Origin of the sequence: Bacillus cereus group sp. MS39 (genome assembly GCF_040448665.1) — a bacterium.
GTDB classification, from domain to species: domain Bacteria; phylum Bacillota; class Bacilli; order Bacillales; family Bacillaceae_G; genus Bacillus_A; species Bacillus_A wiedmannii.
This window is the reverse complement of record NZ_CP123058.1, coordinates 1,548,368-1,568,256: the sequence shown is the minus strand read 5'-3', so window position 1 is coordinate 1,568,256 and position 19,889 is coordinate 1,548,368. Positions and strand designations below refer to the sequence as shown.

Below are 19,889 nucleotides of genomic sequence, written 5' to 3'. Positions count from 1 at the left end.
CATTATAAGTTTCACTTTATTTTACAAGAAAAACTTACGAATGTCATTCCAAGTTACAACTAACATAAGTAACATTAATAATGCAAAACCAATAAAGTGAACCATTCCTTCTTTTTGGCGGTCAATTGGTTTCCCTCGTAACGCTTCAATTAAGAAGAAGAACAAACGTCCACCGTCTAAAGCAGGGACTGGTAGTAAATTAAATAAACCAAGGTTAATACTTAAAACTGCTGCTAAACTTAATACACGCGTAAATCCATAATCTACAACTTGATCTGTTAGATTATAAATTCCTACTGGACCTGACAACTCATTAATAGAGAATTGACCAGTTACTAATTTCACAAGTGAATCAAAAATTAGTTTTGTCCATTGGTATGTTTGTTCAAATCCTGATTTAATAGAACCCATTACTGTTTTCTCTACTGGAGAGTAAACACCAATTCTACCTACTTCGTCTTTTCCTTCTTTATCGAGCGTTGGCGTTACTTTTACATTAAACTGTTCACTATCACGCTTTACTTGTAACGTAATTTCTTTATTTGGGTTTTCACGTACAATGGTAACAACATCTTTCCATGTACTTGTGTTTTTCCCATCGATTGCTTGAATTGTATCATTTTCTTTTAATCCAGCTTGCTCGGCTGCACTATTTTCCATTATTTTTCCGACCATTGGCTTGTCAACAGGAACACCTTGTACAAATCCAAGAATCACAAAAATAACAAATGCTAAAATGAAGTTCATTGCAGGACCTGCAAAGATTGTTAAAGCACGTTGACCCAATTTCTTGGAGCCGAACTGCCTATTATACGGAGCAATTTGTATTTCTTCACCAGCAGTAATAATACGAGCCTTTTCATTCACTCGGAATGTTTGAAGCTCTTCCTCGTACTCTTCATAGCCCGAAATTGCTAAATTATGCTCTAAATCAGCTTGTTCGACTTCAATGACACGAACATTTGGATACTTTTCGTATCCATCAAAAACTAATTTCGCAACTTCGTCTTTTTCATTTAATACAAGGCCAACCTTTTTTCCAGGCTTTAACTCAACTGTGTCTGCATCCTCGCCAGCCATTCTTACATAGCCACCAAGGGGCAGTAATCGAATCGTATACACCGTTTCATTCTTTTCAAATGAGAATATTTTCGGACCAAAACCAATCGCAAACTCACGGCATAAAATACCTGCTCTTTTTGCGAAATATAGATGCCCTAGCTCATGGAAAAATACGAGTGCACCGAAAATTAATATAAAGGCAATCGCTGTATTCAATTCCATACCACCTTTGCTAAATTTGTTCCATCACAAACCGTCTTGTGGTTGCATCAATTTCCAGAATTTCCTCTAAGCTCGGACGTGCAATGACATTGTGATGGTTCATTGCTTTTTCAATGAGGTCTTCCACTGTTAAGAAACCAATTCTCTTTTGTAAAAAAGCTTCAACAGCTACTTCATTCGCTGCATTCATTACAGCTGGCATACTTCCACCTGTTTTTCCAGCTTCATACGCAAAACGCAAACAACGGAAACGTTCTTGGTTCATTTTCTCAAAATGCAATGTTCCCATTTCCCATAAATTTAACTGCTTTGTGTCTGAAAGAGGTAATCGATCAGGATATGTAAGTGCGTATTGAATTGGTACTCGCATATCCGGTGAGCCAAGCTGTGCCATCACACTACGATCTTCAAATTCAACCATAGAATGAATAATACTTTCTTTATGTAAAACAACATCGATTTGCTCATAAGGGATACCAAAAAGCCAATGTGCTTCAATTACTTCTAGCCCCTTATTCATCATTGTAGCAGAATCAATTGTAATTTTCGAACCCATTGACCAGTTTGGATGTCGAAGCGCATCTTCTACCGTCACATGATGCAATTCATCTCTCGTTTTATCACGGAAACTTCCTCCAGAAGCTGTAATAATCAGTCGAGAAATTCTTTTTTCATTTTCACCATTCAAGCATTGAAAAATAGCTGAATGTTCACTGTCTACTGGAAGTAACGAAACATTATGTTTTCGTGCTGCTTCCATTACAAGATGCCCTGCGGTTACTAACGTTTCTTTGTTTGCAATTCCGATTGTTTTTTTCGCCTCAATTGCACGAAGTGTTGGTAACAACCCTACGCTACCTACAACAGCATTTACTACAATCTCTGCATCTGGATGTAATGCTACTTCTAAAAGCCCTTCACTACCATATACAATTTTTGTATTACCAGAGACAGCTTGTAATTTTAAAACATCTTCCTCTCTTTGCACAGAGACAATTTGCGGAGAAAATTCTTGAATTACCTTTACTGCGTAGTCAATATTTTTCCCTACAGAAAAAGCAACGAGACGGAATTGGTCTGGGTGCGAGCGTAATACATCTAAAGTTTGTGTACCAATTGATCCGCTTGCACCTAATAAACTAATGTTTTTCATGACTCCAACCCCTCGTTCATTTATTAATTGTATTGTAATAAGAAGTAGAGAATTGGTAAAACGAATAACCAACTATCTGTTCGATCTAATATACCACCATGTCCAGGTAAAATTGTACCTGAATCTTTTACGCCATAATGACGTTTAAATGCAGATTGTACTAAATCACCAATTTGTCCAAAAATAGAAATGATAATTGTCAACACAATTAAAATCCCTACATTAGCCTCAACTGGGAAGAACATATTGTAAACAAGTGCCACAACAATCCCACAAACGATGCCGCCTAATGAACCTTCAATCGTTTTATTCGGACTAATTTCTGGCCATAATTTTCTTTTTCCTAATGCTTTCCCTACGAAATATGCGCCTGAATCGGTAGCCCATATAACAAATAATGCGCAAAACACATATTTAATTCCTAAAATTCTCGTTTCATTCAAATATAAGAATCCCATTGCAACATATGTTGTTGCCATTAGTAAAAAGGAAGCATGGTCAAAAGTAAATGTATTCTTAGAAAGGACTGTATATGATAAAAGTAATAAAACAATCACAAATGTGATTTCTAATTTACCTAATCCAATCTGCGTAAACAGTTCTGATGCACTACTTGGAATTAAAATAATCCATAATAATACTGCAGCTAAAACTGTTGGTATTGACATAAGCGTAAGCTTACTCATACGAATTAATTCATATAAACCTATAGAAGCAAGTGCATACACTAAAACCGTAAAAGGCACGCCACCGTAAATTACGATGGGAATGAATAGCGCGGCAGCAACCACTCCAGTAATAATTCTCTGTTTCACTACCAAACCCTCTCTTTCTACACGCCTCCGAATCTGCGCCCTCTATGCTGAAAGTCTGTAATCGCATTTAGCAAATGTTCCTCGGTAAAATCTGGCCAATACACATCTGTAAACCAAAATTCCGAATATGCAATTTGCCATAACATGAAATTACTAATACGTAGCTCTCCGCTCGTACGGATTAACAACTCTGGGTCAGGTAAAGAACTCGTCATTAAATAAGAAGAAAGCATTTCTTCACTTACATCTTCAACACGAATTTTTCCTTCCTCACTATCTTTCACCATATGTTGCACAGCAGAAACGATCTCGTCTCGACTTCCATAGTTTAACGCGAAATTAAGAATTAATCCCGTATTCTCTTTCGTATCTTCCATGGCCTTTTCCATCGCTCTGCGTGTATGCGTAGGAAGACGATCTTGTTGTCCTATTACTCGGACTTGTACGTTCTCTTCAATCAATTCTGGTAAAAATGTACCTAGAAATTCTTCTGGAAGCCTCATTAAATAGTCAACTTCCTTTTTCGGTCTTTTCCAGTTCTCAGTTGAAAAAGCATAAAGAGTTAATACTTTCACATTAAGTTTGCTTGCAAATTTTGTGATTTTCTTTACAACTTGCATGCCTTCATGATGTCCCGCAATACGAGGCATCGCTCTCCTCTTTGCCCATCTTCCATTACCATCCATAATGATGGCAATATGTTCTGGGATGTATCCTTTTTTCACTTTTTCAACGAGATGATCAAACGATGCGACCTTTTTACTTTTAAAAAAAGGAAAGTTTTTAAACATCATTCATACCCTCCAGCAAGCAGACGTATGCCTAAAAGTGTAAAAAGACCCCCTTAAGAAGAGGGTCATATTTGCGAAGGTATCGCTATTACACTTCCATGATTTCTTTTTCTTTGTTTTTTGCGATTTCGTCAACTTTTGCAATATATTTATCTGTTTCTTTTTGGATATCTTCAGTATATCCTCTTAAATCATCTTCTGTAATATCGCCAGCTTTTTCAAGCTTCTTAAGATCATCGTTACTGTCACGACGTACGTTACGAACAGCAACTTTTGCTTCTTCAGCATATTTTTTCACAACTTTTACAAGATCGCGACGACGCTCTTCTGTTAATGCAGGGAATGCAATACGAATTACAGTTCCATCATTAGAAGGATTTAAGCCTAAATCTGCTTTTAAGATTGCTTTTTCAATATCACCGATAGAAGTTTTATCATAAGGTTGAATTACAAGTAAACGTGCTTCTGGAACTGTAATGTTCGCTAATTGCACAACAGGTGTTGGTGCACCATAGTAATCAACTTGTACCTTATCTAATACAGACGAGCTTGCACGACCTGCGCGAACTGTTGCCAATTCACGAGAGTAAGCAGCAACTGCTTTTTCCATTTTTTCATTTGAAGACTTCAATACTTGTTGTCCCATATTTATTTCCCCCTTACAACTGTTCCGATATTTTCGCCTAAAACGGCACGTTTAATGTTACCTTTTTCCATAACTGAGAATACAATTAATGGAATATCATTGTCCATACATAAAGAAGAAGCTGTTGAATCCATTACACCTAAACCTTCTTTTAATACATCTAAGTAAGTAAGTGTTTCGTATTTCGTAGCTGTTGGGTCAAGAGATGGATCTGCATTATATACGCCATCTACATTGTTTTTCGCCATTAAGATAACGTCTGCTTCGATTTCCGCTGCACGTAGGGCTGCTGTTGTATCTGTAGAGAAATATGGGTTACCTGTACCTGCTGCAAAGATCACAACACGTTTTTTCTCTAGATGACGAACTGCTTTACGACGAATGTAAGGCTCTGCTACTTGACGCATTTCGATTGAAGTTTGAACACGAGTTTGAATTCCAATGTTCTCCAGGCTATCTTGAAGAGCTAATGAGTTCATAACTGTTGCTAACATACCCATGTAATCCGCTCCAGCACGATCCATTCCCATTTCACTTCCGATTTTTCCACGCCAAATGTTTCCGCCACCAACAACAACAGCAACTTCTACATCAAGTTCTGCAATTTCTTTCACTTGTTCCGCAACTGATTTAATAACAGATGGGTTAATTCCAAATCCTTGTTCGCCAGCTAACGCTTCTCCGCTTAGCTTTAATACGACACGATTATATTTCGGTTTACTCATAATGAACCTCCAATTGCTTACATCTTTATTTTAAAAAAGGGAACACAATGTGCTCCCTAATCTGTATTAGTTACTACCTTTTACTTGGTTCATTACTTCTTCAGCAAAGTTGTCTTCGCGTTTTTCGATACCTTCACCAACAGCGTAGCGAACGAATCCTTTTAATGTTCCGCCTTTAGACTCAACGAACTGACGAACTTTCATATCAGGGTTTTTAACGAATGCTTGGTCAAGTAAGCAAATTTCTTCGAAGAATTTGCCAAGACGGCCTTCAACCATTTTTGCAACGATTTTTTCAGGCTTGCCTTCGTTTAACGCTTGTTGTGTTAATACTTGACGCTCATGCTCAACTTCTTCAGCTGTTACAGCATCGCGGTCGATGTATTTAGGGTTAACTGCTGCGATGTGCATTGCTACATCTTTAGCAGCAGCTTCGTCAGTAGAACCTTCAAGAACTGTTAATACACCAATACGTCCACCCATGTGTAGGTAAGCGCCGAATGCATCAGCATCAGTTTTTGTTACGATTTCGAAACGACGAAGTGTAAGTTTTTCACCAATTTTAGCGATTGCTTCGTTGATGTGCTCTTCTACTGTTTTGCCGCCTTCGATTGTTTGAGCCATAGCTTCTTCAATGTTAGCTGGTTTGTTAGCTAATAAGTGAGCAGCTAATTCTTTAATTAATGCTTGGAAACCTTCGTTTTTCGCAACGAAATCAGTTTCAGAGTTTAATTCTAAGATTAAACCTTCGTTACCGTTTGTTTCGATGAAAGTTAAACCTTCAGCAGCGATGCGGTCTGCTTTTTTAGCAGCTTTTGCAATACCTTTTTCACGTAAGAAGTCAATTGCTTTCTCCATGTCGCCATTAGTCTCAGTTAAAGCTTTTTTGCAGTCCATCATACCTGCGCCTGTTTTTTCACGAAGTTCTTTTACCATTTGTGCAGTGATTGCCATATTTTTCATCCTCCTAAAATATGTATTTATACCTTTTATAAAGGTGTTTATACCTTAAAAAAGGTGATAAAAGGCCGAACCCCTTATCACCTTTCCAAATTTGTTACGCAGTAACAGTTTCTTCACCTTGTTTTGCTTCAAGGATCGCGTCTGCCATTTTAGATGTAAGAAGTTTTACAGCACGAATTGCATCATCGTTTGCTGGGATAACGTGATCGATTTCGTCTGGATCACAGTTTGTATCAACGATACCGATGATTGGAATGTGTAATTTGCGTGCTTCAGCAACTGCAATACGCTCTTTACGAGGGTCTACTACGAATAATGCACTTGGAAGACCTTTCATATCTTTAATACCGCCTAAGAATTTTTCAAGACGCTCTAACTCTTTTTTAAGTTGAACAACTTCTTTCTTAGGAAGTACTTCGAAAGTACCATCTTCTTGCATTTTTTCGATGTCTTTAAGGCGCTTGATACGCTTTTGGATTGTTTGGAAGTTTGTTAAAGTTCCACCTAACCAACGTTGGTTAACGAAGTACATACCAGCACGAGTTGCTTCTTCTTTAATAGCTTCTTGTGCTTGTTTTTTAGTACCTACGAATAAGATATCTCCGCCTTCAGCAGCGATGTCACGCATCGTTCTGTAAGCTTCCTCAACTTTTTTCACAGTTTTTTGTAAGTCGATGATGTAGATACCGTTACGCTCTGTGAAAATGTAACGCTTCATTTTTGGGTTCCAACGACGAGTTTGATGTCCGAAATGAACACCAGCTTCAAGCAATTGCTTCATAGAAATTACTGACATAATATAGTTCCTCCTAAATGGTTTTTGATATCCTCCGTTTACTTCATCTCTAAGCGAAACTACAAACGTAGCACCAACACTTAAATCAGTAAACGTGTGTACTTTGTACTGACACCACTGCTTACTATATCATACTGAAATATTACAATCAAGTCGAAAATGCGAACAATGTAAAACTTTCTTTGTTCACGCTCGAATTCTAGTATTACCAACCTGTATTTCCTTTAAGCAAAAAAATAAAATTCAACTCATAGCTTTTCGGAAAAACACGATTATGACGCTATTTACAAACAACATCAATCTTTTATACACAAAAAAACTCTCCTCAAAAAATGAGGAGAGTTTTATAAATTAGTTTGTTTTTAATTTAGCAAGTTCCTGTAGAAACTTGTCGTTTAGCACTTTAATGTATGTTCCTTTCATACCTAAAGAGCGAGACTCAATAACACCAGCACTCTCTAATTTACGAAGTGCATTTACGATTACAGAACGAGTAATTCCTACGCGATCAGCAATTTTACTTGCAACAAGTAAACCTTCTGTTCCATTTAATTCTTCGAAGATATGCTCGATTGCTTCTAACTCACTGTAAGATAATGAGCTAATCGCCATTTGAACAACAGCTTTACTACGTGCTTCCTCTTCGATTTCTTCTGCTTTTTCACGTAAGATTTCCATACCTACTACAGTTGAACTGTATTCAGCAAGGATTAAATCATCGTCTAAGAACTCTTGACCAAGACGAGCTAACACTAATGTGCCTAGACGCTCACCGCCACCAACGATTGGTACGATTGTAGTTAAACCTTGACCAAATAATTCTCTATTTTCTACTGGGAATGCTGTGTAAGCACTGTTTACATCTAAGTTTGAAGATGTTTCTGTAATGTTGAATAAGCTTTGCGTGTATTCTTCCGGGAATTGACGCTCTGCAAGCATTTGTTTCATACGCTCATTCTCAATTTGTTGGTGAATTGCATAACCTAGTAATTTACCACGACGGCTTACTACGAATACGTTCGCTTCGATTACTTCACACATTGTGTCAGACATTTCTCTAAAGTTTACAGGCTTTCCTGCTGCGCTCTGTAATAACGCATTTAATTTTCTTGTTTTTGCTAATAATTCCATTTCAAAAGTTCCTCCTACATGTTACTTACATATTTTTTCATCACTTGGAAACTAGGGCGAGTCACCTGATGACACTATTACAAAATAAACTGGCTCACATCTTTATTTTTAGCAATCGTTGCTAATTTCTCCTCAACGTATTGAGGTGTTATCGTTATTTTCTCTAACGTAATTTCAGATGCTTCAAACGATAAATCTTCAAGGAGTTTCTCCATAATCGTATGAAGTCTTCTTGCTCCAATATTATCTGTATCCTGATTAACTTGATAAGCAATCTCAGCAATCTTACGAATAGCTTCGTCTGAAAATTCAATTTCTATACCTTCAGTCGCTAATAAAGCCATATATTGTTTAATTAACGCATTGTCAGGCTCGATTAATATTTTAACGAAATCATCTGTCGATAATTTTGTTAATTCTACTCGAATCGGAAATCTCCCTTGCAGTTCCGGAATTAAATCCGACGGTTTAGACATATGGAACGCTCCAGCTGCAACGAATAAAATATAATCCGTTTTTACTGATCCGTATTTTGTCGCAACATTCGATCCTTCTACAATTGGTAAAATGTCACGTTGCACACCTTCACGTGATACATCTACGCTATTCGACTGCTTACCAGCAATTTTGTCAATTTCATCGATAAAAATAATCCCGAGCTGTTCAGCACGATAAACAGCCTCTTGTGTAACTTCATCCATATCAATTAAGCGCTGTGCTTCCTCATTTGTCAAGAGTTTTCTTGCTTCTTTTACAGAAAGTTTACGTTTTTTTGTTTTTTTCGGCATAAAACTTCCTAATGCATCTTGGAAATTCATTCCCATTTGTTCCATGCCAGTTCCTTGTAACATATCGAACATGGAAGACTGTTGCTCAGTCACTTCAATCGATACAATTTCATCTTCAAGAAGTCCTGCAGCAAGCTTTCTTTCCACGTCTTGACGTTTCTTTTCGATTTCAACATCTTCCTGTGCATCAGATGTTTGATTCGAATTTTGAGCACCGCCAAATAGCATTTCTAATGGGTTTTTAAATCCAGATTGTTTCTCCGGACTCGGCACTAAAATTTCAACAAGACGTTGGTTCGCTTGTTCTTCTGCTTTGTCTTGTACTTTAATTACCATTTCTTCTTTCACGATACGAACTGACGTTTCCACAAGGTCACGTACCATCGATTCTACATCTCTACCTACATATCCAACTTCTGTAAATTTGGTAGCTTCAACCTTAATAAAAGGTGCTCCAACGAGTTTCGCCATTCGTCGTGCTACCTCTGTTTTACCAACACCTGTCGGTCCAATCATTAAAATATTTTTAGGTGCAATTTCATCACGTAGATTTTCAGCTAATTTACTTCGACGATATCGATTTCTTAAAGCTACAGCAACCGCTTTCTTCGCATCTTTTTGACCGATAATGTATTGATCTAATTTTTCCACAATTTGACGCGGAGTAAAATGTAAATGCATATAAAATGCCTCCCTTACGATTCTACAATTCTTCCACAATTATATTGTGGTTTGTATAAACACAAATATCGCCAGCAATGTCTAAACTCGCTTTCGCAATTTGCTTCGCTGTTAAATGTTCACTTGCATATTGCTTTAAAGCACGACCTGCAGAAAGCGCATAATTCCCACCAGATCCAATCGCTAAAATACCATCATCCGGTTCAATCACTTCTCCTGTACCTGAAACAAGAAGCATAGTTGTTTTATCCATGACAATGAGCATCGCTTCTAGCTGACGTAACATTTTGTCGCCACGCCATTGTTTTGCCATCTCAACTGCAGCACGCTGCAAGTTCCCATTGTACTCTTCTAATTTCCCTTCAAACATTTCAAAAAGAGTAAATGCGTCAGCAACGGAACCTGCAAAGCCAGCTAAAACTTTCCCTTGGAAAAGTTTACGGACTTTACGAGCTGTATGTTTCATTACAACTGCATTTCCCATTGTCACCTGACCATCTCCAGCCATTGCACATTCTCCATTATGATGAACTGCAAATATCGTTGTAGCGTGGAAATTTCCCATAGAAAAAAACTCCTTTATATGTTTTTATAGCTTTAAAAGCAATTTATGCCCGCGGGTGATGCTTCATGTAGACCGAACGCAATCTTTCTTTAGAGACATGCGTATAAATTTGTGTCGTCGACAAATTCTCATGACCAAGTAGCTCCTGTACAGTACGTAAATCTGCCCCTTCATCTAACATGTGTGTAGCAAATGTATGCCTTAACATATGGGGACTTATCCGCATTGTCAGTGAAGCCTTCTTAATGAGTTCGTTTAATACATAACGTACCCCTCGACTTGTTAGCGGCGTGCCTTTCGCATTTAAAAATACCATATGAGAGTGCTCTTCAGTTTTGTGAGCTAACTGTTTTCTCCCGTTCTCTATATAAGTAATTAAAGCATCTTGCGCATAGCTTCCGAACGGAATATACCTTTGTTTTTTTCCTTTTCCCATTACTAAAATTGTTCCCACCGCGAAGTCAATATCGGTAAGTTGTAAATTGACACATTCACTCACACGGATTCCAGTCGCATACATCAACTCTAATAAAGCTTGATTCCTTTGACCTAGCGGCGTTTCCGTATCAGCAACTTCAAATAATTCCTCTAATTCTTCAGCATATAAAAACTTTGGGATTGACAATTCTTTTTTGGGGAGTGACGCAAGTGCAAACGGATTATCTTTCCGATAACCTTCACGCATCAAAAAACGATATAAACTTCGTAAGCTTGATACTTTTCTTGCGACAGATTTACGGGCTAACTTTTCATCGTGCAACGTCGTTAAGTACAAACGAACATCCGCGTATGTAACATCTAAAAAAGAGGATATGCCTTCTCGCTCCATAAATTGCACAAAATGTTCTAAATCATTTTGATAACTTGCAATTGTATATTTTGAATAATTTCTTTCAATTTGTAAATATCCAACGAATAATTGTAACAATTTCTTCACATTCACACAATTCACCTCAATAAAGGCTACTAAATCGTATCACAACTTAGTAGCCTTTGCAAGAAATTTAACTAAATATTTACAAAATTTTGAATCGTTTCTAAAGCGCGTGTTGCATATGCTTCATTTCGTTCTGCTTTCCTCTTAATTTTCTTCTCTAACGGTGCAAACAAACCGAAGTTTGCATTCATTGGCTGGAAGTTTTTCGCGTTTGTCGCAGTAATATAATTCGCCATACTTCCCATTGCAGTTACAGGCGGTAATACAACCGGTTCTTCACCTTTCACAAGTCGAGCAGCGTTAATACCCGCTAGTAATCCTGACGCCGCTGATTCAACATATCCCTCTACTCCAGTCATTTGACCAGCGAAGAATAAATCATCACGTTGTTTATATTGATATGTTGGACGAAGCAAGTTAGGTGAATTAATAAACGTATTACGATGCATTACACCATAACGTACAATCTCTGCGTTTTCCAGTCCTGGAATCAACTGTAACACTTCTTTTTGTGGTCCCCACTTTAAATGCGTTTGAAAACCTACGATATTGTATAACGTTCCTGCTGCATCATCTTGACGTAACTGAACAACAGCATATGGCGTTTTCCCTGTTTTCGGATCTTCTAATCCAACAGGTTTCATCGGTCCAAATACTAGCGTCTGTCTTCCTCTACTTGCCATAACTTCTACCGGCATACAACCTTCAAAGAAAATTTCTTTTTCAAATTCTTTTAAAGGTACTGTTTCAGCAGCAATTAAAGCCTCGTAAAAACGGTCAAATTCCTCTTCCGTCATTGGGCAGTTTAAATATGCAGCTTCACCTTTATCGTAACGAGACTTTAAATATACTTTATTCATATCAATGCTGTCTTTCTCAACAATCGGTGCTGCAGCATCATAGAAATAAAAATAATCTTCACCTGTTAATTCTTTTAATTGCGCAGCAAGATCAGGAGACGTAAGTGGACCTGTCGCGATAACAGTAGGTCCTTCTGGAATTTCAGTAATTTCTTCATTCATCACAGTTACGTTCGGATGGTTTTTCACATACTCCGTTACCTTTGCCGCAAATTCATGACGATCTACAGCTAAAGCCCCTCCTGCTGGTACAGAGCACTCATCAGCTGCACGAATAATAACAGAGTCCATTAAACGCATTTCTTCTTTAATAACACCAACAGCGTTTGTTAATGTGTTTGCGCGAAGTGAGTTACTGCATACTAACTCTGCAAATTTATCTGTGTGATGAGCTGGCGTTTGCCTTACTGGTCTCATTTCATATAATTTTACTTGGACACCACGTTTTGCAATTTGGTAAGCTGCTTCACTTCCTGCAAGACCTGCGCCAATGACGTTTACTACTTGTGTTGTCATATTTATCACCTTTCCTTTTCTTCCCGAAAAAAATGTGAGCAGTTACGCTCACATTTGTTGTTCTTCTTCATAATCACACGAAATACATTGTACTTGCACGCCTTTTTTCAACTTCTTCTCTACAAGCATTCCTTCGCACTTCGGACATTTACGACCAATTGGTTTATCCCAAGATACAAAGTCACACTCTGGATACGTACCGCATCCATAGAAAAGACGTTTCTTTTTATTACTACGGCGTTCAATAATTTGACCTTTATCACACTTCGGACAAGTAACACCGATTTCTTTCACAATCGGTTTTGTATTACGACAATCTGGGAAATTCGAACAAGCCATAAATTTCCCGTATTTACCCATTTTAAAGACCATTGGGTGATCACACAATTCACAGTCTTCCCCAGCTGGTTCATCTTTAATTTCCACTTCACGCATTTCTTTTTCCGCTTTTTCTAAACGCGGTTCAAAGCCTACGTAGAAATCATCAACAATTTTTACCCAATTCGCATTTCCTTCTTCTACTTCATCAAGACTTTGCTCCATGTTAGCAGTAAATTCAATGTTAATAATTTCTGGGAAAAACTCTAAAATAAGTTCAATTACTATTTCACCAAGTTCAGTTGGAACGAAGCGTTTATTATCCAAACCTACGTATCCACGTTTTTGAATCGTTTCAAGTGTCGGTACGTAAGTCGACGGTCTTCCAATTCCAAGCTCTTCAAGTGTTCTTACTAGACGAGCCTCTGTATAGCGCGGCGGAGGTTGTGTAAAGTGTTGCTTCGGTTCTAAATCCTTCGAAAATACCGTTTCCCCTACTTCTAAAGGTGGCAACATTTTATCCTTTTCTTCAGCCCCGTCATCTTTCGACTCTACATACACTTTCATAAATCCTGGAAACTTTACAACCGATCCACTTGCACGGAACTGAACATTGTTATTAATGAGTCTAGCTGTCACAGTATCCATTATAGCAGACGCCATTTGACTTGCAACAAATCGCTCCCAAATCAGTTTATACAACCGAAGTTGATCACGACTTAAGAAACTCTTTAGTTCCTCTGGCCTTCTCATTACCGAAGTAGGACGAATTGCCTCATGCGCATCTTGCGCGTTCGACTTTTTCGTTTCTTTCTTCTTTTCTGTCCCTATGTATTCCGCACCAAACGCCTCAGTAATGTAAGTACGCGCCTCTGTTTGAGCTGTTTCTGAGATACGTGTTGAGTCAGTTCTCATATACGTAATAAGACCTACAGTCCCTTGCTTTCCAAGATCTATACCTTCATACAATTGCTGCGCGAGCATCATTGTTTTCTTTGCTCGCATGTTTAACTTACGCGCTGCCTCTTGTTGCAAGGAAGATGTTGTAAACGGTAATGCAGGATTACGTTTTCGCTCTTTTCGCGTTACATTTTCAACTGAAAACGCATTATCTTTCATCTGTTCAATTATTTCATTCACTTGCGTTTCATTCGTTAATTGAACTTTTTCACCATCTACACCGTAAAAGCTTGCTTCAAATGTGTCTTTCCCCTTCACAAATTCTGTCTTAATTGTCCAGAATTCTTCAGGCTCAAAGATTTGAATTTCTTTTTCACGTTCGATAATTAAACGAACTGCTACAGATTGTACGCGCCCTGCACTTAATCCTTTTTTTACTTTCTTCCATAATAAAGGACTAATATTGTAACCAACAAGACGATCTAGTATACGCCTTGCTTGTTGTGCATCTACTAAATCCATATTAATCGCACGAGGATGTTTAAACGATTCTTTTATTGCATCTTTTGTAATCTCATTAAACACAACTCGACAATCTGATTCAACGTCCACATTTAACGTATTGGCTAAATGCCAAGCAATTGCTTCCCCTTCGCGGTCTGGATCGGCCGCGAGATAGACTTTCTTTGCTTTTTTGGCCGCTGATTTTAAATCTTTTAAGACGGGACCTTTACCACGAATGGTAATATACTTCGGGGTGAAGTTGTTCTTTACTTCTATCCCCATTTGGCTTTTAGGTAAATCGCGAACGTGTCCCATAGACGCGACAACTTTGTATTTTTTCCCTAAATATTTCTCAATGGTCTTCGCCTTAGAAGGCGACTCCACGATTACGAGGTAATCTGACATGCTAGTGCCTCCTTAAGAGGTGGATTCAAGTCTTCATCAATCTTATTGATTTCTCTTGTTTTTGTCAATCAAGAATGAATATACCATACAGTGCCTATCTACCATTTGTCAATAATTGTTTAATAAAAACATAAAAATATAAGGTTAATTTAAAACCTCTTCCAAGATATCTTCTGCATTTCTTACTAGTTTTGCTCCTTGTTGAATCAGATGATTCGTTCCTGATGCACTATCTATAAATATAGGCCCAGGAAGTGCAAATACCTCTCTATTTTGCTCTAAAGCAAGGTCCGCAGTAATAAGTGTTCCACTTCTTGATTTCGCTTCTACAACTAAAACACCCTTACTTATACCACTAATAATCCGGTTCCTTTTTGGAAAATACCATTTTTTCGGTGCATAGTGCGGCGGATACTCTGTTAATAACAATATATATTCATTCCACGTTTCATATAAATGTCTATTCTCTTTTGGATACATATACGATAATCCGTGTCCTAGTATTGCAATAGTCGGGCAATGCCGTCTTACTGTAATTTCATGAGACATTGTATCTATACCTCTTGCAAACCCACTGACAATAAGCCATTCCCTTTCTAATAATGGGTGTAAAATAAATTTTAAACTCTCATGTCCATATAAAGTCGGTTCTCTCGTGCCAATAACCGCTAATTTATTCGCTTTATTGAGAAAATCCTTCTCTCCTTTTCCATATAACACAAAGGGGGGATCTTGTATTTCACGTAATAATTGTGGATAATCTTCATCCCATATAGTCATATAAAAGATTCGATTTTTCTCTAAATAAGATATATATTGCGGGAGATTTGAACTTTGAAGAAAATTTACTAATTCTGAAGATTTTTTCGAGGATATTCCAGTGTAGTATTCCATTTGTTTTGTATTAAAAGTGTATATTCCCTTCAATTCAGGATCGACATATAGTAGTCTTTTCATCGCCTTCCAATGATCTGCTAAAAAATAATGAAGATGTAATAATCGTTCTCTTTTCATCTTAATTCCCCTTACCCATAATTTTTATTATGTAAACAAAAATTGCGTAAAAAGACACCTTCAAGCGAGAAGGTGTCTTTCAACAGATTAGTAGTTTTTACAAGTCTCAAATAGACCTTTTTCTTTTAAGACAGAGATTAGTGTTTCACCCATAACCGCTGGAGTTTCCGCTACTTTAATACCGCAAGCTTCCATCGTTTTAATCTTTTCTGCAGCAGTTCCTTTACCACCAGAAATGATTGCACCAGCATGGCCCATACGTTTGCCAGCAGGCGCTGTTTGGCCACCAATGAAGCCTACAACAGGTTTTGTCATATTAGCTTTCACCCATTCAGCTGCCTCTTCTTCTGCTGTACCACCGATTTCACCAATCATAATTACAGCATGCGTTTCTTCATCTTCATTAAATGCTTTTAACGCATCAATAAAGTCCGTACCGTTAACTGGGTCCCCACCGATACCTACAGCAGTAGATTGGCCAATACCTTCTTGTGTTAACTGATGTACAGCCTCATACGTTAATGTACCAGAGCGAGATACGATACCTACATGGCCTTTTTTATGAATGTACCCTGGCATAATACCAATTTTGCATTCATCAGGCGTAATAACACCAGGACAGTTTGGTCCAAGTAAACGTGTATGTTTACCCGCCATATATCTCTTTACATTTACCATATCTAATACAGGAATTCCTTCAGTAATACATACTACTAAATCGATTTCTGCATCAACTGCTTCCATAATTGCATCAGCCGCAAAAGCGGGTGGAACGTATACAACCGAAGCATTTGCGCCTGTTGCCTTCACTGCATCTTCTACAGTATCAAATACTGGTACACCTTCAATATCAGTGCCACCTTTACCTGGCGTTACACCACCGACAATTTTCGTACCGTATTCAATCATTTGTTTTGTGTGGAATAAACCTTGAGAACCTGTAATACCTTGAACAATAACTTTTGTATCTTTATTAACTAATACGCTCATTTTTCTCCCCCGCTTTCTATTAGCCCACTAGTGAAACAATTTTTTGTGCACCGTCTGCCATAGATTCTGCTGCAACAATATTTAAGCCAGACTCATTTAAAATTTTCTTACCTAACTCGACGTTTGTACCTTCAAGACGCACAACTAAAGGCAATTCAAGACCTACTTGTTTCGTCGCTTCAATAACACCTTCTGCGATAACATCACACTTCATAATGCCACCAAAAATGTTAACGAAGATACCTTTTACATTTTTGTCAGAAAGGATAATTTTGAATGCTTCTGTAACTTTTTCAGCTGTTGCACCGCCACCAACATCTAAGAAGTTAGCTGGATCGCCATGGTAATGTTTAATGATATCCATTGTAGCCATCGCTAAACCTGCACCATTAACCATACAACCGATATTTCCATCTAAAGGAATGTAGTTTAAGTCATATTTAGAAGCTTCAATTTCTTTTGAATCTTCTTCATCAAGATCACGAAGTTCTAAAATGTCTTTATTGCGATATAAAGCATTAGAATCAAAGTTTAATTTCGCATCTAATGCCATAACTTTACCGTCACCTGTTGTAACAAGTGGATTGATCTCCGCGATTGAGCAATCTTTTTCGATAAACGCACGGTATAAGCCCATCATAAACTTCACAGCTTGTCCTACAAGCTCTTTTGGAATATTGATGTTAAACGCGATTCGGCGCGCTTGGAAGCCTTGTAAGCCTACTGCTGGATCAATATATTCTTTAAAGATCTTTTCAGGTGTTTGCTCTGCTACCTCTTCAATTTCTGTTCCACCTTCTTCAGATGCCATTAAAACAACTTGAGAAGTTGCACGATCTAAAACTAAACCAACATAATATTCTTTTTTAATATCGCAACCTTCTTCGATAAGTAAGCGTTTTACTTCCTTACCTTCAGGACCTGTTTGATGTGTCACAAGTGTAGTTCCTAAAATGCTCTCTGCATATGTACGAACTTCATCTAAATTTTTTGCAACTTTTACTCCGCCAGCTTTGCCGCGTCCACCAGCGTGAATTTGTGCTTTTACTACACATACATCCGTTCCTAATTCTTTCGCTGCTTCTACAGCTTCTTCTACTGTAAATGCAACCTTCCCGTTTGGAACGCTAACCCCATAGCTTTTAAGGACTGCCTTACCTTGGTACTCATGGATATTCATGGTCCCATCCTCCCCTGTTTTCCTGTTTTACTCGAAAAGTTTTTTAATGTTAAAAAAACATTACATTGCCATTGTATAAGATGATTGGCACGCTGTCTACAATAAAGTGTCAGAAAACTGAAATCGCTTTATTCTTTTTTGAAAATAATAATGTTCATATACCAAAATAAAAAAATAAGCTGCATATTCACAGCTTATTTTTGAATCGTATCTTTAATTGGTGCAAAAGATTTCCGATGTTCTTCTAATACTCCATGCGCTTCAATCGCTTCTAAATGTTGTTTTGTGCCATATCCCATATGTTGTTCAAATCCATATGCAGGATACTTTTCTCCAAGCTCTTTCATCATACGATCTCTCGTTACTTTCGCAATAATGGATGCAGCTGAAATAGAAATACTTTTCGCATCCCCTTTAATAATGGACGTTTGCGGAATTGGTGTAGGAAGTTTCATCGCATCAATTAATAAATGTTCTGGTGCACAAGATAAATTCGCAACAGCATCTAACATCGCTTGTTTCGTCGCTTGATAAATATTTATCTCATCAATAACTTGTGGTGATACAATTCCAACTCCAATTGCAATTGCTTGTGCTTTAATTTCATCATAAAAACGCTCTCGCTTCGCCTCACTCAGCTTTTTCGAGTCATTTAACCCTGGAATATAAAAATTTTCTGGAAGGACAACAGCTGCCGTCACGACAGGCCCAGCTAGCGGCCCACGCCCTACTTCATCTATACCGGCGATAAGTGTGAGCCCTTTTTCACGTAATGCAATCTCGTACTTGGACATTTCGAAAAACTTTTCTTTTTCTTTCTGCGCTAACTCTTTTTGTTTATGCCACTTCAAAATAAGCTTTTGTATTCCTTTTCGCTCGTCTTTCATTAATATTTGGAAGCAGTCGTCCTCCTCACTCATTATTTCATGCAGTAAACGTTCCGCTTCTTGAATAGTCACTTTTTGCATTCATGCCACTCCCTTTATATACAAAAAAGAAAAGACGTACAAACGCACGTCTTATACTTCTTCTACTTTTTCTGCATCTTCTGTCTGCTCCGCAAACTCTTCTGGTGTTTCAAACGTCATTTTCCCAAGTTTTCCACCACGAAGCTCACGAAGTATAAGCTCAGATGTTTTATCATAATCAATCATTCCGCCGCCCATTAAACAGCCTCTATTTTTTCCAATTGCATCGAATAACTCCACGATATCTTCTGGAATTTCATTTAAATTATATCGATCTTTCAAACGTTCTGGATAATGTTTTTCCATAAAACGTAAAGCGTAAACAGCAACATCTTGTAAATTTAAAATTGAATCTTTAATTGCGCCCGTTGTCGCTAAACGAAGACCCACTAATTGATCTTCAAATTTAGGCCATAAAATACCGGGTGTATCTAACAGTTCCATTTCCTTCCCAACTTTAATCCATTGTTGAGCTGTTGTCACACCAGGACGATCTCCTGTTTTAGCAATATTTTTCTTCGCCAACTTATTAATTAACGTAGATTTACCAACATTCGGTATACCTACAATTAATGCACGAATTGCTCTCGGTCTAATACCTTTTGCAACCATTTTATCAAATTTTTCTTTCACTAACACTTTACAAGCCGCTGCAATTTCTTTCATACCTTGTCCAGCTTGTGCGTTAATTGAAATTGCCATCTGACCTTTTTCTTTAAAATATGCGATCCATTGCTTTGTTAAACGATCATCTGCCATATCCGCTTTATTTAAAACAACAAGCCTCGGCTTATGTGTAATAATCTCATCGATCATTGGATTTCGAGAAGATAAAGGTAATCGAGCATCTACAAGCTCAATTACAACATCAATTAACTTTAATTTTTCTGTTACTTGGCGTCTAGCCTTTGCCATATGTCCCGGGAACCATTGAATTACCATGTTGCCACCTTCTTTTT

The 19,889-nt window shown here is 37.7% G+C and carries 19 protein-coding genes; all 19 read right to left on the bottom strand.

Features of this window, described 5'->3' with window-relative positions:
- Positions 1-21 precede the first annotated feature (21 nt).
- The gene (gene rseP, locus QEP67_RS08300) at positions 22-1,278 is read right to left on the bottom strand and encodes an RIP metalloprotease RseP (RefSeq protein WP_001090235.1); all 1,257 of its coding nucleotides are present in this window, start codon (positions 1,276-1,278) and stop codon (positions 22-24) included.
- A 16-nt stretch (positions 1,279-1,294) separates the two neighbouring features.
- Positions 1,295-2,437, bottom strand: coding sequence for a 1-deoxy-D-xylulose-5-phosphate reductoisomerase (gene dxr, locus QEP67_RS08295; RefSeq protein ID WP_000790363.1), 1,143 nt, complete (start codon positions 2,435-2,437; stop codon positions 1,295-1,297).
- Positions 2,438-2,460: 23 nt separating this feature from the next.
- Positions 2,461-3,252 (bottom strand): phosphatidate cytidylyltransferase, encoded by a 792-nt coding sequence (gene cdsA / locus QEP67_RS08290; RefSeq protein WP_000813597.1) that lies wholly within the window; start codon positions 3,250-3,252, stop codon positions 2,461-2,463.
- Between the two features lie 17 nt (positions 3,253-3,269).
- On the bottom strand, positions 3,270-4,046 hold the full coding sequence (uppS, locus tag QEP67_RS08285; protein WP_000971311.1) for an isoprenyl transferase: 777 nt from the start codon (positions 4,044-4,046) through the stop codon (positions 3,270-3,272).
- 85 nt (positions 4,047-4,131) lie between these two features.
- The gene (gene frr, locus QEP67_RS08280) at positions 4,132-4,689 is read right to left on the bottom strand and encodes a ribosome recycling factor (RefSeq protein ID WP_000531506.1); all 558 of its coding nucleotides are present in this window, start codon (positions 4,687-4,689) and stop codon (positions 4,132-4,134) included.
- A 2-nt stretch (positions 4,690-4,691) separates the two neighbouring features.
- Complete coding sequence (gene pyrH / locus QEP67_RS08275; RefSeq protein ID WP_000042667.1) at positions 4,692-5,414, bottom strand: UMP kinase; 723 nt, start codon at positions 5,412-5,414, stop codon at positions 4,692-4,694.
- Positions 5,415-5,480: 66 nt separating this feature from the next.
- On the bottom strand, positions 5,481-6,368 hold the full coding sequence (gene tsf / locus QEP67_RS08270) for a translation elongation factor Ts (protein ID WP_001018585.1): 888 nt from the start codon (positions 6,366-6,368) through the stop codon (positions 5,481-5,483).
- A 103-nt stretch (positions 6,369-6,471) separates the two neighbouring features.
- Positions 6,472-7,173, bottom strand: coding sequence for a 30S ribosomal protein S2 (gene rpsB / locus QEP67_RS08265; protein WP_000111484.1), 702 nt, complete (start codon positions 7,171-7,173; stop codon positions 6,472-6,474).
- A gap of 351 nt (positions 7,174-7,524) precedes the next feature.
- A complete protein-coding gene (gene codY / locus QEP67_RS08260) occupies positions 7,525-8,304 on the bottom strand; it encodes a GTP-sensing pleiotropic transcriptional regulator CodY (protein ID WP_000421290.1) in 780 nt (259 codons plus the stop codon).
- Between the two features lie 77 nt (positions 8,305-8,381).
- Positions 8,382-9,773, bottom strand: a complete 1,392-nt coding sequence (gene hslU, locus QEP67_RS08255; RefSeq protein ID WP_000550070.1) for an ATP-dependent protease ATPase subunit HslU — start codon at positions 9,771-9,773, stop codon at positions 8,382-8,384.
- A 22-nt stretch (positions 9,774-9,795) separates the two neighbouring features.
- A complete protein-coding gene (gene hslV, locus QEP67_RS08250) occupies positions 9,796-10,338 on the bottom strand; it encodes an ATP-dependent protease proteolytic subunit HslV (protein WP_000526271.1) in 543 nt (180 codons plus the stop codon).
- A gap of 43 nt (positions 10,339-10,381) precedes the next feature.
- Entirely contained in the window at positions 10,382-11,281 is a 900-nt protein-coding gene (gene xerC / locus QEP67_RS08245) for a tyrosine recombinase XerC (protein ID WP_001101235.1), read from the bottom strand.
- Between the two features lie 65 nt (positions 11,282-11,346).
- Positions 11,347-12,651, bottom strand: coding sequence for an FADH(2)-oxidizing methylenetetrahydrofolate--tRNA-(uracil(54)-C(5))-methyltransferase TrmFO (gene trmFO / locus QEP67_RS08240; protein WP_000211996.1), 1,305 nt, complete (start codon positions 12,649-12,651; stop codon positions 11,347-11,349).
- Positions 12,652-12,699: 48 nt separating this feature from the next.
- The gene (gene topA / locus QEP67_RS08235) at positions 12,700-14,778 is read right to left on the bottom strand and encodes a type I DNA topoisomerase (protein WP_001286953.1); all 2,079 of its coding nucleotides are present in this window, start codon (positions 14,776-14,778) and stop codon (positions 12,700-12,702) included.
- A 144-nt stretch (positions 14,779-14,922) separates the two neighbouring features.
- The gene (gene dprA / locus QEP67_RS08230) at positions 14,923-15,792 is read right to left on the bottom strand and encodes a DNA-processing protein DprA (protein WP_000818023.1); all 870 of its coding nucleotides are present in this window, start codon (positions 15,790-15,792) and stop codon (positions 14,923-14,925) included.
- An 87-nt stretch (positions 15,793-15,879) separates the two neighbouring features.
- Positions 15,880-16,782 (bottom strand): succinate--CoA ligase subunit alpha, encoded by a 903-nt coding sequence (gene sucD, locus QEP67_RS08225; RefSeq protein WP_000115178.1) that lies wholly within the window; start codon positions 16,780-16,782, stop codon positions 15,880-15,882.
- A gap of 19 nt (positions 16,783-16,801) precedes the next feature.
- Positions 16,802-17,962 carry an ADP-forming succinate--CoA ligase subunit beta gene (sucC, locus tag QEP67_RS08220; protein ID WP_001020778.1) on the bottom strand — a complete coding sequence of 387 codons (1,161 nt, stop codon included), beginning with the start codon at positions 17,960-17,962 and terminating at the stop codon, positions 16,802-16,804.
- A 194-nt stretch (positions 17,963-18,156) separates the two neighbouring features.
- On the bottom strand, positions 18,157-18,930 hold the full coding sequence (locus tag QEP67_RS08215; RefSeq protein WP_001174726.1) for a ribonuclease HII: 774 nt from the start codon (positions 18,928-18,930) through the stop codon (positions 18,157-18,159).
- A gap of 51 nt (positions 18,931-18,981) precedes the next feature.
- Complete coding sequence (gene ylqF / locus QEP67_RS08210) at positions 18,982-19,872, bottom strand: ribosome biogenesis GTPase YlqF (protein WP_000236708.1); 891 nt, start codon at positions 19,870-19,872, stop codon at positions 18,982-18,984.
- Positions 19,873-19,889 lie beyond the last annotated feature (17 nt).

Coding starts and splice junctions, on each gene's coding strand:
- dxr (WP_000790363.1), bottom strand. CDS start 2,437: ATGAAAAACATTAGTTTATTAGGTGCAAGCGGATCAATTGGTACACAA.
- uppS (WP_000971311.1), bottom strand. CDS start 4,046: ATGATGTTTAAAAACTTTCCTTTTTTTAAAAGTAAAAAGGTCGCATCG.
- frr (WP_000531506.1), bottom strand. CDS start 4,689: ATGGGACAACAAGTATTGAAGTCTTCAAATGAAAAAATGGAAAAAGCA.
- pyrH (WP_000042667.1), bottom strand. CDS start 5,414: ATGAGTAAACCGAAATATAATCGTGTCGTATTAAAGCTAAGCGGAGAA.
- tsf (WP_001018585.1), bottom strand. CDS start 6,368: ATGGCAATCACTGCACAAATGGTAAAAGAACTTCGTGAAAAAACAGGC.
- rpsB (WP_000111484.1), bottom strand. CDS start 7,173: ATGTCAGTAATTTCTATGAAGCAATTGCTTGAAGCTGGTGTTCATTTC.
- codY (WP_000421290.1), bottom strand. CDS start 8,304: ATGGAATTATTAGCAAAAACAAGAAAATTAAATGCGTTATTACAGAGC.
- hslU (WP_000550070.1), bottom strand. CDS start 9,773: ATGCATTTACATTTTACTCCGCGTCAAATTGTGGAAAAATTAGATCAA.
- hslV (WP_000526271.1), bottom strand. CDS start 10,338: ATGGGAAATTTCCACGCTACAACGATATTTGCAGTTCATCATAATGGA.
- trmFO (WP_000211996.1), bottom strand. CDS start 12,651: ATGACAACACAAGTAGTAAACGTCATTGGCGCAGGTCTTGCAGGAAGT.
- topA (WP_001286953.1), bottom strand. CDS start 14,778: ATGTCAGATTACCTCGTAATCGTGGAGTCGCCTTCTAAGGCGAAGACC.
- dprA (WP_000818023.1), bottom strand. CDS start 15,792: ATGAAAAGAGAACGATTATTACATCTTCATTATTTTTTAGCAGATCAT.
- sucD (WP_000115178.1), bottom strand. CDS start 16,782: ATGAGCGTATTAGTTAATAAAGATACAAAAGTTATTGTTCAAGGTATT.
- sucC (WP_001020778.1), bottom strand. CDS start 17,962: ATGAATATCCATGAGTACCAAGGTAAGGCAGTCCTTAAAAGCTATGGG.
- QEP67_RS08215 (WP_001174726.1), bottom strand. CDS start 18,930: ATGCAAAAAGTGACTATTCAAGAAGCGGAACGTTTACTGCATGAAATA.
- ylqF (WP_000236708.1), bottom strand. CDS start 19,872: ATGGTAATTCAATGGTTCCCGGGACATATGGCAAAGGCTAGACGCCAA.